A 14,517-nucleotide genomic window follows, 5' to 3' on the forward strand; every position below is an offset into this window, starting at 1 on the left:
CGACCTTCCATTGAACAAACAACAGTAGAAAACCACCGGACGAATGTTCGGTGGTTTTTTTCTAAGAAGCATTATTCGTTTTTTCAAGCAAGTCATAAATGAATCCATCTCGTACTGATTGAGTGCAGTAGGAAAAATAGGGAGACTTGGTCATTTCCATTAAGGTAGAGATAATTTTGATAGCTGGTATGATAATATCTTTTCTTTTTTTGGATAAGCCCTTAATATTAGAACGCTCCGTCACACTTATAGAGGATAACTCTTTGAATATATTGTCGATATCTACTATTGTCATATTTAATGAGTTTTTCTTATCTTTCGCTTTATGTATGCGAGATAGATTTTTAGCACTGCCACCAATTCCAATAATAGGAAGTCCAGCTGCAGATAACCACGGAAGTGTTTGCAGTTGTTCGGACAGATAAGCTTGAAGTTTTTCAATTTGCTCTGCTGTCACCATCTCACCTTTTGTAAATTTCTCATTTAAGTTAACTGCACCGAATGGGAAGCTGTAATACTCAATTAATTGTCGATTTCGGAATAGCGTGATTTCAGTGCTTCCTCCACCGATATCAATGGTAATACCATCCTGCAAGTCAATTGCTTGAATGATACCAAGATAACCAAAGTAGGCTTCCTCATAGCCGCTTAGAATAGAAAATGGAATAGCTGTTTTCTGCTGAATTTCTGCTAGAACCTCTTCCTGGTTAGCAGCATTCCGAACCACTGCAGTGGCAAATCCAATCATTCTGCTTACACCATTTTCTGCACCGATGTTTTGGAAGTCTTGTAAAATTTGCAAGGTTAAATCTATGCCTTCTCTTGTTATGTTTCCTTGTTCATCTATGTAACTGATCAGCCTTGCAGCCACTTTAACCCGCTTTACTTCCTCTGTATGAACAGTATTGTTTTCAATGTTATAGATAGCAAATTGAATCGAATTAGATCCGAGGTCTATGATAGCAATTGAATTCTCTTTCAATTATCGAATCCTCCTTATGTAAATGATGATATGTATATCTTATAAGAAAATGTTAAGAAAAAATATTAAGCTTTTGTAAAGTCATCTAACCATTGTACCCTATAGCATAAAATCTTAATCTTACTACCTCCATATCTGCATATTTCTACAAAAATTTACAAAAAATTTACAAAGCAATCAGATGTACACATGTTATTCTAATTATAGAATATTAGCAATAATTGTTAAGGGGATGTAATAATGCAAACTCATCAAGAGAATTGGAACACCGTTAATCTAGATAATCCTTCCTATTACAATAATCGAGAGTTAAGCTGGCTCGATTTCAATAGTCGAGTGCTTGAAGAAGCGGTAGATAACCAAAATGCCTTATTGGAAAGGTATAAATTTTTATCGATTTTTAGTTCAAATCTGGATGAGTTTTTCATGGTACGTGTTGCTGGACTCCTGGATCAAGTGAAGGCTGGGTTTAATAAACCTGAGAATAAGGCAGGGCTTACTCCGAAAGAACAGTTGAGTGCTATTTCTGAAAAGGCGCGTTTGCTAGTAAAAAGTCAAGATAAAATATACAGTGATTTAGCCAGCTTATTAGAAGAAGAAGGTGTACGCATCATTTCCATCGACGAGGTTTCCGCGAAGGAAATGTCGATTTTGGAGAAATTTTACGATGAACAAGTTTACCCGGTATTGACTCCTATGGCAATTGACGCTTACCGTCCCTTCCCAATGCTGTTAAATAAATCCTTAAACTTAGCGGTAGTTATTGAAGAAAAATCTGCAGAAAAAAGGAAGGAATTAGACCTTGATGGCAATTTAGTTATTGTACAAGTTCCTGCAGTTATTGGCCGTTTAGTAGAGATTTCACAAAGAGGTCAAGAAAGAAAATTTGTTTTGCTAGAAGAAGTGATTTCTAGTTTTATTGAGAAGTTATTTACAGGATTTAAAGTGAAATCTGTGACATCATTTCGAATTACCCGGAATGCTGACTTAACCATACATGAGGATGAAGCAGAAGATTTGCTGCAGGAAATCGAGGAAGAATTGAAGAAGCGGAAAAGAGGAGCAGCAGTCCGCTTAGAATATCAGCAGCAGCACAGCAGTCAAGAGGTGATTGCTTACCTTAGACAGGTGCTTGAAATTCATTCAAAAGACGTTTTTGATGTCCAAGCTCCTTTAGATTTAACATTTCTGTTTTCGTTTTGCAAAAAAATCGAAGCAACACATGAGCATATTGCAGCAAGAACTTTTATTCCACAGCCGCCAATCGACTTGGAAGGGGAAGGAACTATCTTTGAGAAGATTGCGAAGCAGGACGTTTTGCTGCATCATCCGTATGAGTCATTCGAACCAGTTGTGGAATTCATGTCACAGGCAGCAGATGATGAAAATGTATTGGCAATCAAGCAAACCTTGTACAGAGTGAGCGGTGACTCCCCGATTATTGAAAGCCTTAAACGAGCAGCAGAGAACGGCAAGCAGGTAACGGTTCTAGTTGAGCTAAAGGCGCGGTTTGATGAGGAGAATAATGTTCAATGGGCGAGGGAATTGGAGCAAGCCGGCTGTCATGTAATCTATGGGATGACCCATTTGAAAACACATAGCAAAATTACACTCGTAATCCGCAGAGAAAAAGGCAGGGTTCAAAGTTATGTCCATTTAGGGACAGGCAATTATAATGATGCCACAGCAAGAATTTACACAGACATGGGATTGCTGACATGCAATGACAAAATAGGCACTGACGCGATTAATTTCTTTAATTATTTGAGCGGTTATATGGAAAGACCGTCCTATGAGCATTTATCAGTCTCACCATTTGGAATTCGTGATACGTTTATTGAGTTAATTGATAAGGAAATGGACTATCATAAAGAGTATCAGAATGGTAGAATCATAGCAAAAATGAACTCGTTGACAGACAAAATAATTATTAAGAAATTATATGAAGCATCCATTGCCGGAGTTAAGATTGATCTTATCATCAGAGGAGTTTGCTGCTTAAGACCTGGTATTAAGGGTGTCAGTGAAAACATAAGAGTTCGAAGCATTGTGGGTGCATTCTTAGAACATACGAGAATCTTTTATTTTCATCAAAACGGTGCGGAAGATGTATCTTTATCCTCAGCTGATTGGATGACACGAAACATGGAAAATCGTGTGGAAATACTTTTCCCAATATTAGAAAAACATATAAAAGATAGAATTCATGACTGTTTGCTATTAATGCTGAAGGACAACTGTAAAGCACGTGAACAGGATAGTAATGGCAGATATCGTTATATACAGAGAAACGATAACCAGAAACAGATAAACAGTCAAAAAATACTTTGTGAAGAAGCAATCCAATATAGAACGAAACTCATGACAGCAAACTTGAATTCAGTTAAAAAATCTAAAATCTTTAATTTTACAGAATTGTCTTTGTTTCGTCTTAAAGGATTTGTACCTATATTTAAAAAATAATCTTTTACTGAGCATTCCTTTATATACAAGGAATGCTTTTTTTTTGGTTAAACAATAAAAATAAAATTAAAAACAATATTAATTTATTGTAAAACGATAAATTCTATGGTAAATTGAATACATAATTAATGAGTGAGGTGTATTTTTGTGAACCAGGTTTCCACGCTGTTTTTAAAGATAGCTGTTATTTTTATTGGTCTACCCATTTTGGCATTATGTATCTTTGTTGTTCCAGAAATCGGGAGATATGCAGGAGAGCTGCTTTCAAATATAACTTATATAAAATATCTTGTTATTAGCTTTTTTTATGTTTCTGCCATTCCTTTTTATATTGCGCTTTATCAAGCATTCAAGCTGCTGATTTTTATTGACAAGAATAAAGCCTTTTCGGAGTTATCTGTGAAATCTTTAAAGGTAATTAAATACTGCGCCATTATTATAAGTGGACTGTTTGTGATCGCAATGCCGCTCTTTTATTTCGTGGCTGATGCAGATGATGCGCCTGGAGTTATTATTATTGGTTTGGTCATCATCTTTGCATCTATGATAATTGCGGTATTTGCGGCAGTGCTTCAGAGGCTTTTACAAGAAGCTATTGAAATAAAATCAGAAAATGATCTAACGGTCTGAGGAGAATACAATGGCGATAATAATAAATGTTGATGTAATGCTGGCTAAACGGAAGATGAGCGTAACAGAGCTTTCAGAAAGGGTTGGCATCACAATGGCTAACCTGTCGATATTGAAAAACGGCAAGGCAAAAGCAATTCGCTTATCAACTTTAGATGCGATTTGCAAGGCTCTCGATTGCCAGCCTGGCGATATTTTAGAATACAAAAATGATGATGTGACAGAAGAGTAATAGGTTTAAGAATCATACGAATAGGAGGCTTTGCCATGAATACATCAACAATGGTAAAACGGAGCTATAAATCATCTATAAAACAATTGCTTGTGTTTGGGTGGGAACAGGCTTTGTCTTGCTTGTTTCCAGTCGTTATCTTCGCCTCTTTAGCAATTACACAGTATATCCCGCTTCCGTTATTGCCACGGTATGATTGGCTGCTTCTCATTTGTCTGCTCATGCAATGGATAATGGTAAGGTCTGGATTGGAAACAAGGGATGAGCTTAAGGTTATAACTTTATTTCATATAATCGGACTTGCTCTTGAATTGTTTAAAGTGCATATGGGCTCCTGGTCCTATCCAGAGGAAGGTTTTTCAAAAATCTTTGGTGTTCCATTGTACAGCGGGTTTATGTATGCAAGTGTAGCAAGTTTTCTTTGTCAGGCTTGGAGGAGACTGAAGGTAGAACTAGTTAAATGGCCGCCATTTATTGCTGTTGTTCCACTTGCTGCTGCCATTTACCTGAATTTCTTTACACACCATTATTGGATAGACATGCGCTGGTGGTTAACAGCTCTGGTAATTATCGTCTTTTGGAAATCTTGGGTAATATATGAGGTAGATGGAATAAAGCATAAGATGCCGCTTTCTTTATCGTTTGTGCTGATTGGATTTTTTATATGGGTAGCCGAAAATATCGCTACATTTTTCGGCGCATGGAAATATCCAAATCAAGCCGAAGCTTGGAGTCTTGTACATTTCGGGAAGGTGAGCTCATGGCTGTTATTAGTGATCGTCAGTTTTCTAATTGTCGCGACATTAAAGCAGGTGAAAGGAAAAATAGCTGAATAAGTTGATGGAAAAGCAACAGGTAAATGTTGCTTTTTTTTGTTGGTGGAAAGTTATTTCGTAATTTTTGATGAATTATTGTTTGTTATCATGAATTTTAGCTGGAAGGGCAAGATAAATTTGGATAAATCTTGGGGAAAATCAACTAAATTTTAGAATGTGATGGTGTTTGCAATGGTTTTTCATACATATGCATTTACGGCTGTTATTATCCTCTCTGCTATAGGGTGCGTATCAATTATTCGATTTGACTGGAAGCGTTATGGTCTTATTTACATCATCAGTGCGATTTCAGGTAATTTATTATGTTTTGCGTTAACGTATATAGGGTTCTATACTTTTTACAATTACCTTCTTGAGGATATTTTTATAACCCCAATATTGCTTGTATCGACGTTGTTTCCTTTGATCGCCTTAATCGGGATTAGGTACAGCCCTGAGCAATGGATTTGGAAGATTCCTTTTTATTGGGGAATTGTTCATTTAGGAGTTTTAGGGGAAGTGATTTTAAAGTACTCTGTTTTATTTAAATTTGAACCAGAGTGGGATTTATGGGACAGCTATACGTTATGGTGGATAAACTATTTATTGTTTGAATTGTTAGGAGGAAAAATCATTCCACCTGAAAGAAGAAATCCGCTAAAAGCCTCATCCTTTCGATATGGTGCATGGGCATGGATTGTTTTACACGTTATATTTATTACGACCATTTTTCTCGCAGGTGTATATGTAGGAGTAACTGTCTTTAAATAAATAGATAACTTGTTTCTTTAAAATAATTAAAGTACTCATAAATCTGACTCTATAAGGGTTTATGTAGTAATTGAGCTAACCTAACAAAGTTACGCTTGTAAAAAAAGATTGTCAGAAGTTAATAGAGCATGATACTATTAGTTAAAATTAATTCCCTTTAATCTGGTCCAGAGAGTCCAAAAAGGCGAAAGAGCGGTCATACATAATATTTATGTACAAGTATACCCTTTTGTCCTTTGGATGAAAGGGTATTTTTTATAACTATACTTTAATTAAGTCCTGTGAGGCTTGAAAGGAGAATGACAACATTGGATTATCGCAAAAAAACAGTAGTTGCATCAGTAGCTGGATTAACATTAGAGGGTATGGACATTATGTTTATTTCCTTTGCAATGTCGTTGATTATTGCAGATTTTCATATTGATATGACTGCAGGAGGACTTATTTCGTCTATTACCAATATTGGAATGTTAGCCGGAGGAGTAATTTTCGGGATTTTAGCAGATAAATTTGGGAGAGTAAAAGTTTTCACATACACGATTTTACTGTTTGCAGTTGGAACAGCGTTAACTGGGCTTGCACAAAATATTGAGCAAGTATACATCTTTAGATTTATTGCTGGATTAGGAGCAGGTGGAGAATACGGTATCGGCATGGCGCTTGTGGCAGAAGCATGGCCAAAGAATAAACAAGGACGAGCATCTTCCTATGTTAGTGTCGGTGCACAGTATGGAGTTATTCTAGCAGCATTGCTTAGTGCGATGATCCTTCCTGCTTGGGGATGGAGAGGATTGTTCCTAGTCGGTTTAGCACCGGTAATTTTCGCATTTATTGTTCGTAAAAAACTGGATGAGTCACCAGAATGGGTTGCGTCACAACAGAAAAAGCAGCCTGCACAAAAGAAAGAAGGCAAATTAAAGCAATTGTTTGCAACACCGAGAATTACAGCAACAACACTTGCGTTAGCAGTAATGGCTACAGTTCAAATCGCAGGATATAACGGCTTAATGATCTGGCTTCCATCTATGCTGCAGCAATCTCAAGGATTGTCCGTATCGAGCTCTGCCCTTTGGACAATCAGCACTGCCGCTGGAATGATTGCAGGAATGCTGACATTTGGACAAATTATAGATCGCCTTGGTATGAAACGTTCTTATGGAATCTTCTTATTCGCTTCAGCAATTGCCGTGTACTTATACTCCTTTGCGTCAGGAAGTATCGGTCTGTTAGTAGGGGGAGCAATTGTTGGCTTCTTCTCAAATGGAATGTTTGCAGGCTATGGGGCTTTAATAAGCAAATATTATCCAGTAGAAATACGCAGCACGGCTACAAATACGATTTTCAATTTTGGAAGAGCCTTAGGCGGCTTGTCTCCGATATTAGTAGGATATATTTTACAGCATTCAAATGTAGCAACAGCAATGGGATATTTAGCACTGCTTTATTGCATTTCCTTTGTAGCGATGATCAGCTTACAAAGAGGAAAAGGACATGTTGTCCAGTCTTTATCAAAAGCAGTATAATAATAATGAAAGACGCCATCCTCGGAACAAGAGAATGGCGTCTTTTTTGCGGTTTAGCTATGTCCAACTATTACATGTGGTATATATGGCTCTTCAAGGAAGGCTATTTCATCTGGAGTCAGTTTAAATGACAAGGCACCAGCAGCATCCTCAAGATGAGATAACTTTGTTGCGCCAATGATAGGAGCTGTAACCTGCTCCTTTTGCAGCAACCATGCAAGTGCAATGTTAATGCGAAGGACACCGTGCTTGTCTGCTAATGATGCAACACGCTCTATTACTAAGCGATCTGCGTCTGACGTCGCATCGTATTTTGATTTCTGAATCTGATCTGTTTCAGAGCGATGAGTTGTTATAGATAAGTCACGAGTTAATCGCCCTGATGCAAGGGGACTGTATGGTGTGACAGCGATATTTTCCTCCTTACAAAGCGGGAGCATTTCTCGTTCTTCTTCCCGGTAAATTAAATTTAGATGGTTCTGCATGGACACAAACTTTGTCCAGCCATGTTTGTCTGCAGTATGCAATGCTTTTTGAAATTGCCAAGCAAACATGGCAGAAGCACCAATATACCGGGCTTTCCCTGCTTTAACCACGTCATGTAGTGCTTTCATCGTTTCTTCAATCGGAGTGTTATAATCCCAGCGATGGATAATATAAAGATCAACATAATCCGTTCCTAATCTATTAAGGCTTTTATCGATTTCGTTCATAATGGCCTTGCGGGAAAGACCAGATCCATTAGGACCTGTATGCATTTGTCCATGGACCTTAGTTGCAATGACAACCTCATCACGATTTGCATAGTCCTTTAAAGCACGGCCAAGGTATTCTTCACTTGAACCAAGAGAGTATACATTTGCTGTATCAAAAAAATTAATTCCCATATCAAGAGCTTTTTTGATAACAGGGCGTGAGTTCTCTTCATTCAACACCCATTTATGCAGCCATTTACCTGCATCACCAAAACCCATACATCCAAGACATAACCGTGACACATCTAATCCTGTATTACCAAGCTTTATATACTCCATGTTAGAATCCTCCTTAAATAGGTTAGCCAATAAATTGGGCTGTGTTCATATGTTCATTATGTCATATAGAAGGAAAGAACCTTTAGCTTATTCCTATCAAGTGTTTGCCTAATCCGCTCAATTAAATAATACAACCAGCAGTTTAGCATCTGCTGTTTTCGAATTCCCTTTTCCGGAAAATTAGTCAATGACCGACCTGTAGCTAAAAGCAGTCAGGCAATTTGGCGATGTTTAACTCTTAAACAGGTGAAATCCTCGAAAATACCCATAGTAATAGCTAAATATATACAAGTGAAAAATAGGAAATATATCCCGTATTATTGCAAACTAGTAAACTTGTTATTGAAAGCGTATTCTTTTATAATTCAATATAAAGATATTGGAACTGTATTATTTATACATTTTGGTTACGGAGAGGAGTGATTTTGTGGATTTGACAAAATATCTGTCAGGAAAAATTTCTCTGAATGATTTTGTTCATCGTATAAACCAAAGTGGTGCAAGCTTTCATGTTCACTATTGGGGCGTAATGCCGAAGCATTATGACAATCAACTGCATAAGCATTCTTTTTTCGAGGTTTGTTTTGTTGTCGACGGAGAAGGCACTTATATGGATGAAAAATCCAATTACACTCTTCAAAAAAACTCGATTTTTCTATCAAGACCAGGAGTACTTCATCAGATAAAAAGCGAGCATGGCCTGTCATTGCTTTATGTTGCCTTTGAACTTGTTGATTCAGAGTCAAATGAAAGCTGGGTTCATATTATGAAATCAGCAGAAAAATGCGAGAAGGTTATTTTATATAATAATAGTGAAACAGAAACAGAGCTATTATGGAAGTCCCTGCTTATACAAGCTACAAGGCATAAACAACATTTCTTTGAAGAAATGCTCACTAATATCGCCGGCTCCCTTATTATCTCTATCCTTCAGGACTTCGTTCCTGACTTAAATAGGAATAATAATCAAAGGAATGATCCCGAACAGCATTCGGCATTCCTTACTCAAGCTCGACTCTATATTCACGATAATCTGTCTAACTGCTTAAAGCTGACAGAAGTAGCACGACATCTGCACATTTCAGGCAGACACTTATCGAGGATTTTTATGACAGAATTAGGGATAAGCTACTCTAAATATGTTCAAGATGAGAGGATAAAAAAAGCAAGTATGCTGCTTAAAAGAAGTGACTTATCCTTAAAGGAAATCGCTGAAGAAACAGGCTTCATGAATGTCCAGTACTTCACCAGAGTGTTCACCTCCATGATGCAAACCTCCCCAGGACGGTTTCGAACCATGTTTATTGATATACATACAACAACATATTCTGATACGTAACCTCCAGTTAACTGGGGGTTTTTATATTACCAAAAAAAGATGTCCTTAAAGTATAAAAAGATGTCTCTATAATTTAAATACTAATCTTTCCATTTTTAATATAATTACATACGTAGACAACGTAATAATCTTTTAAAAGCAGCAGATATTTTCTGCTAAATGTAAACGGATTCAATATGGTTTGAGATTAATGAAGGAGGAGAAAAGCAATGAAATTATCTTATGTAACAGACAGTCTAGCACATCTGCCTTTTGAGGAAATGCTTGATCAAGTGTCAGAGCTTGGCATTAATACAATTGAAATGACAACAGGAGGATGGTCTCCTGCACCGCATTTAAGATTAGATGAACTATTACAAAGTGAGCAAAAAAGAGCTGATTTCTTAGATAGTCTCGCAAAGCGCAATATTAGATTATGTGCATTAAACTGCTCTGGAAACCCATTAGATCCAGGAGAACTTGGAAAACAGCACAGAGAAATTACTGATAAAACGATGGAGCTTGCTGAACTGCTAGGAGTGAAAAAGGTTATCATGATGAGCGGCTTGCCTGCAGGAAGTCCTGAAGATAAAATTCCGAACTGGATAACGTATACGGTTAGCTGGCCGCCTGTACTTAAGGAAATCTTGGATTACCAATGGAATGAAGTAGCGATTCCATATTGGAAGGAGCTTGTTAAAAAAGCCGAAGCTTGTGGTGTTGAAAAAATTGCTTTAGAAAATTTCAGTTCCCAATTAGTGTATAACCCGCAAACACTGTTCAGACTGCGTGATGCGGTTGGACCAATGGTAGGGCTGAATCTTGATCCAAGCCATCTTATTTGGATGGGAGCAGATCCAATTTTGGCAGCGAGAGAATTGAAAGAGGCAATCCATCATGTCCATGGCAAGGATGTGAGGATAGAGAGACATTTATCTGCTGTTAATGGCATTTTGGAAACGAAAGAAATTACGGATGTTGCTAATAGAGCGTGGAACTATGTTGCAGTTGGCTGTGGGCAAGACTTGCAATGGTGGAAGGAGTTTTTCTCTGTTGTGAAGATGATGGGATATGACGGAGATGTTTCGTTAGAAATGGAAGACTTAACAATGTCAGTGGAAGCAGGCATAAAAACATCTATTGATGCATTAAAGCAAACACTTAGTTTCTAATTCATTTCCATGTCTTTGTAGTATAAAAAACAATAAGGAGTGTTCCTCATGTTAAATGGAGAGAAAAGAATTGCAAGACCGTTACGCTGGGCAATGGTTGGTGGAGGGCGACTTGGCCAAGTCGGCTACAAGCACAGAATTGGTGCATTGCGTGATAATACTGCCTTTCAATTAATTGCAGGAGCATTTGATATTGAGCCGGAGAGAGGCAAGGATTTCGGCGTGAATATAGGGGTTTCAGAAGGTCGCTGTTACCCTGACTATAAAACAATGTTTGCTAGTGAAGCACTGAGAGAGGACGGAATTGAGGTAGTTTCCATCGCCACGCCAAATGGCACACATTATGAAATATGTAAGGCAGCACTTGAAGCAGGCTTGCATGTTATTTGTGAAAAGCCGTTATTTTTTACTTCAGAGGAAGGCGAAGCAATTAAAGCACTGGCTAAGAAAAAAGATAAAATTGTCGGGGTAACATATGGTTTCTCTGGAAATCAGATGCTTCTGCAAATGCGAGCGATGATTGAACAAGGAAAAATTGGCGATATTCGCGTTGTTGATTTGCAATATACACATGGTTTTAATTCGAATGATAAGACGGACAAAACGAGCGATGCCCAAAAATGGCGGATTGATCCAAAGATTGCAGGAACAAGCTTTGTGTTAGGAGATTTGTCTACACATACTTACTATATGTCCCAATTAATCATGCCAGAAATGAAAATTGAAAGACTGCTTTGTGATCGTCAAAGCTTTATTGAAAGTCGTGCTCCCCTGGAGGATAATGCTTTTGTATTGATGCAGTATGAAAACGGGGCTGTTGGCAGACTTTGGACATCCTCCATTAATGCAGGCTGTATGGACGGCCACCGCATAAGAATAGTTGGAACGAAAGCGAGCCTGGAATGGTGGGACAGCAAGCCTAATGAGCTAAGGTATGAAGTGCAAGGTGAGCCAATTCAAACTCTTATTCGTGCTATGCCCTATTTGGATGAAGCCTGCATGGCGGATGAGCGATTAGGTGCACTCCATCAGGAAGGTCTGTCTGAGTCCTGGGCGAACATTTACCTGAAATTTGCAATCGCGATTGATGCGAAAAACCGCAAGGACGAAGAAACATTAAGCAACTTGGTATACCCAGATATTGATGCTGGAATTGCAGGTATCCGCTGGATTGAAAATTGTGTCCGATCTGCCGACAATGGTGCAGTTTGGGTAGAATTTGAAGCAAATAAACAACTATCCTCCACCAATTAATGAATTTCCTCGGGATCAATAAGGAGCTGATCCTGAGGAAGAGCGTTTATTCATTAGACTTGTAATGAAAGCGCTTTATATATTGATCATCAGGTAATCAGCAGGGATTTTACCAATGGCAATATCCAATATTGTATAAAAGGGGGAGTCAAGTATGGGAAATGTAAATATTTCTGAACAAACAGTTCAAGCGAATCGTCCTGAGCAAAAGGACCCGAAAAAGTTTTTGAAGCTAATAACAATCGTTTCAACCTTTGGCGGACTGTTATTTGGCTATGATACCGGGGTTATCAACGGGGCTCTGCCTTTTATGGCTCATGCAGATCAATTAAATCTTACTCCGTTCACAGAAGGGCTTGTAGCAAGCTCATTAGTATTAGGAGCTGCCTTCGGTTCCATCTTTGGAGGAAGATTGTCAGATACAAAAGGACGCAGGAAGGTCATATTATATCTTGCCGTACTGTTTTTCTTTTCTGCAGCCGGTTGTGTTATCGCACCTAATACATCTGTAATGATTGGCTTCCGCTTTTTGTTAGGTCTTGCTGTCGGCGGCTCTTCAGTCGTCATTCCCTCTTACTTGGCTGAAATGGCTCCTTCAGATAAACGTGGACGGCTTGTTACACAAAATGAATTAATGATTGTAACGGGGCAATTTCTCGCCTATATATTCAATGCATTAATCGGAAATATATTTGGAGATACAGGACATGTTTGGCGTTATATGCTAGTTATTGCTACATTGCCTGCAATTGCCTTGTGGATTGGTGTTCTTATTTTACCAGAAAGTCCAAGATGGCTTGCTTCAAAGGGCAAAATGGGAGAAGCACTGAAAATCCTTTTATCCAGCTTTAGTGCTAAAGAGGTGCGCAAGCTAAGAAGACGGATCGGCATGATTTTTCAAAACTTTAACTTGTTTACATCAAGAACAGTAGCTGGCAACATCGCCTATCCTTTAAAGCTCGCAGGCAAGCCAAAGGGAGAAATCAAGGCAAGAGTCGATGAGTTATTACAGTTTGTTGGACTGACAGATAAAGCGAACGATTATCCGGAACAGCTGTCTGGCGGGCAGAAGCAAAGGGTTGGCATTGCAAGAGCACTTGCTAATTCACCAGATATATTGATATGTGATGAAGCAACTTCGGCTTTAGACCCTGATACGACAAATGAAATATTGCGTCTGCTAAAAAAAGTAAACAAAGATTTAGGAATTACGATATTGCTGATCACACATGAAATGAATGTAATTCAAACGATTTGTGACAGAGTTGCTGTTATGGAGAATGGGGAAGTTATTGAATCAGGAAATGTATTTGAGACTTTTACGGACCCGCAGCATCCAACGACAAAAAGATTCATACAATCCGTACAACAGGATCGTCCGTCAGAATCCTTGCTACACCAATGGAAACAGAGTGGGGGTAAGAATTTGTATCGAGTCATTTTTAAGGGAGAGCTGGCTAATAGGCCATTGCTGTCACAAATTTCACGCAAGAACAATGTTGATGTCAATATAGTGTATGGTTCTGTGCAAGAGCTGCAAGAGAAGTTTTTCGGGAATTTACTTGTCTCCTTTGAAGGGGAAGCATCAGCTATCGATACAGTTATAGCTGAATTAGAACAAGAGGTCTCTATTGAGGAGGTGCTTATCGGATGAAGGTCGATTGGGCAACGTTTTGGCCGCGAATAGTAGATTCGACAGGCGAAACCATTTTAATGGTCATCATGACTTTGATTTTTGGTTCAATTCTGGGTATTTTGATTGGATTACTTTTATTTGTTACAAGAAAAGGAAACATTTTGGAAAACAAACTAGTTTTCCGATTGCTAAATTTACTTATTAATATTATCAGGCCTATTCCATTTATTATTTTCCTTGTTGCAATTAGCCCTCTAACTCGGTCAGTTGTTGGTACAACAATTGGGACATGGGCAGCGATCTTTCCAATGACAATAGCTGCATCGTTTGGAATCGCAAGGGTAGTAGAAAATAATCTTATTAGTATTGATCCAGGTGTGATTGAAGCAGCAAAAGCAATGGGTGCTAGCCCGTTCCAAATCATCTTTACTGTGTTAATACCAGAAGCACTCGGTCCGTTAATTCTCGGATTAACCTTTGTAACAATTAGCTTAATAGATTTTTCTGCAATGGCAGGGACAGTCGGCGGTGGCGGATTAGGCTATGTGGCAATGACATACGGCTATCAACGGTTTGATGGCAGTGTCATGCTCGTGACAGTCATCATTTTAATTTTGCTTGTTCAGGTAGCGCAATGGATTGGCAATACATTATCAAGAAAAATAATGCGCAGATAACAAAAAACAG

Annotated in this window: 13 protein-coding genes; 11 read left to right on the plus strand and 2 right to left on the minus strand. The window is 38.3% G+C overall.

Going from position 1 to position 14,517, the window contains the following annotated elements:
- Window positions 1-61: 61 nt before the first annotated feature.
- Window positions 62-982: a Ppx/GppA phosphatase family protein gene (locus CEQ21_RS01080; protein ID WP_185762862.1), complete on the minus strand. Its 921-nt coding sequence runs from the start codon at window positions 980-982 to the stop codon at window positions 62-64.
- Between the two features lie 240 nt (window positions 983-1,222).
- Between CEQ21_RS01080 and CEQ21_RS01085 the strand changes: the two genes are divergently transcribed.
- The 6 genes from CEQ21_RS01085 (at window position 1,223) to CEQ21_RS01110 (ending at window position 7,416) form a co-directional block, all read left to right on the plus strand.
- Window positions 1,223-3,445 (plus strand): RNA degradosome polyphosphate kinase, encoded by a 2,223-nt coding sequence (locus tag CEQ21_RS01085; RefSeq protein ID WP_185762863.1) that lies wholly within the window; start codon window positions 1,223-1,225, stop codon window positions 3,443-3,445.
- A gap of 147 nt (window positions 3,446-3,592) precedes the next feature.
- Complete coding sequence (locus tag CEQ21_RS01090; RefSeq protein ID WP_185762864.1) at window positions 3,593-4,075, plus strand: DUF2975 domain-containing protein; 483 nt, start codon at window positions 3,593-3,595, stop codon at window positions 4,073-4,075.
- A gap of 10 nt (window positions 4,076-4,085) precedes the next feature.
- The gene (locus CEQ21_RS01095; RefSeq protein WP_185762865.1) at window positions 4,086-4,307 is read left to right on the plus strand and encodes a helix-turn-helix domain-containing protein; all 222 of its coding nucleotides are present in this window, start codon (window positions 4,086-4,088) and stop codon (window positions 4,305-4,307) included.
- A gap of 35 nt (window positions 4,308-4,342) precedes the next feature.
- Window positions 4,343-5,143, plus strand: coding sequence for a DUF817 domain-containing protein (locus CEQ21_RS01100; protein WP_235907134.1), 801 nt, complete (start codon window positions 4,343-4,345; stop codon window positions 5,141-5,143).
- Window positions 5,144-5,314: 171 nt separating this feature from the next.
- Window positions 5,315-5,893 carry a CBO0543 family protein gene (locus CEQ21_RS01105; RefSeq protein ID WP_185762866.1) on the plus strand — a complete coding sequence of 193 codons (579 nt, stop codon included), beginning with the start codon at window positions 5,315-5,317 and terminating at the stop codon, window positions 5,891-5,893.
- Between the two features lie 308 nt (window positions 5,894-6,201).
- On the plus strand, window positions 6,202-7,416 hold the full coding sequence (locus CEQ21_RS01110) for an MFS transporter (protein WP_185762867.1): 1,215 nt from the start codon (window positions 6,202-6,204) through the stop codon (window positions 7,414-7,416).
- 53 nt (window positions 7,417-7,469) lie between these two features.
- Here the strand turns inward: CEQ21_RS01110 and CEQ21_RS01115 are convergent, their stop codons facing one another.
- Window positions 7,470-8,450 carry an aldo/keto reductase gene (locus tag CEQ21_RS01115; protein ID WP_185762868.1) on the minus strand — a complete coding sequence of 327 codons (981 nt, stop codon included), beginning with the start codon at window positions 8,448-8,450 and terminating at the stop codon, window positions 7,470-7,472.
- 427 nt (window positions 8,451-8,877) lie between these two features.
- Here CEQ21_RS01115 and CEQ21_RS01120 point away from each other — a divergent pair, with 427 nt between their 5' ends.
- The 5 genes from CEQ21_RS01120 to CEQ21_RS01140 all read left to right on the plus strand — a co-directional run bounded on the left by CEQ21_RS01120 (window position 8,878) and on the right by CEQ21_RS01140 (window position 14,507).
- Window positions 8,878-9,789, plus strand: a complete 912-nt coding sequence (locus tag CEQ21_RS01120) for an AraC family transcriptional regulator (protein WP_185762869.1) — start codon at window positions 8,878-8,880, stop codon at window positions 9,787-9,789.
- Window positions 9,790-9,998: 209 nt separating this feature from the next.
- Window positions 9,999-10,940 carry a sugar phosphate isomerase/epimerase family protein gene (locus tag CEQ21_RS01125; RefSeq protein WP_185762870.1) on the plus strand — a complete coding sequence of 314 codons (942 nt, stop codon included), beginning with the start codon at window positions 9,999-10,001 and terminating at the stop codon, window positions 10,938-10,940.
- 48 nt (window positions 10,941-10,988) lie between these two features.
- A complete protein-coding gene (locus CEQ21_RS01130) occupies window positions 10,989-12,194 on the plus strand; it encodes a Gfo/Idh/MocA family protein (RefSeq protein WP_185762871.1) in 1,206 nt (401 codons plus the stop codon).
- A gap of 154 nt (window positions 12,195-12,348) precedes the next feature.
- Window positions 12,349-13,848 carry an MFS transporter gene (locus tag CEQ21_RS01135; protein WP_185762872.1) on the plus strand — a complete coding sequence of 500 codons (1,500 nt, stop codon included), beginning with the start codon at window positions 12,349-12,351 and terminating at the stop codon, window positions 13,846-13,848.
- Window positions 13,845-14,507 carry a methionine ABC transporter permease gene (locus CEQ21_RS01140; RefSeq protein WP_185762873.1) on the plus strand — a complete coding sequence of 221 codons (663 nt, stop codon included), beginning with the start codon at window positions 13,845-13,847 and terminating at the stop codon, window positions 14,505-14,507. The genes CEQ21_RS01135 and CEQ21_RS01140 overlap by 4 nt, the downstream gene beginning before the upstream one ends.
- Window positions 14,508-14,517 lie beyond the last annotated feature (10 nt).

The organism is Niallia circulans (assembly GCF_007273535.1).
GTDB classification, from domain to species: Bacteria; Bacillota; Bacilli; order Bacillales; family Cytobacillaceae; genus Niallia; species Niallia circulans_B.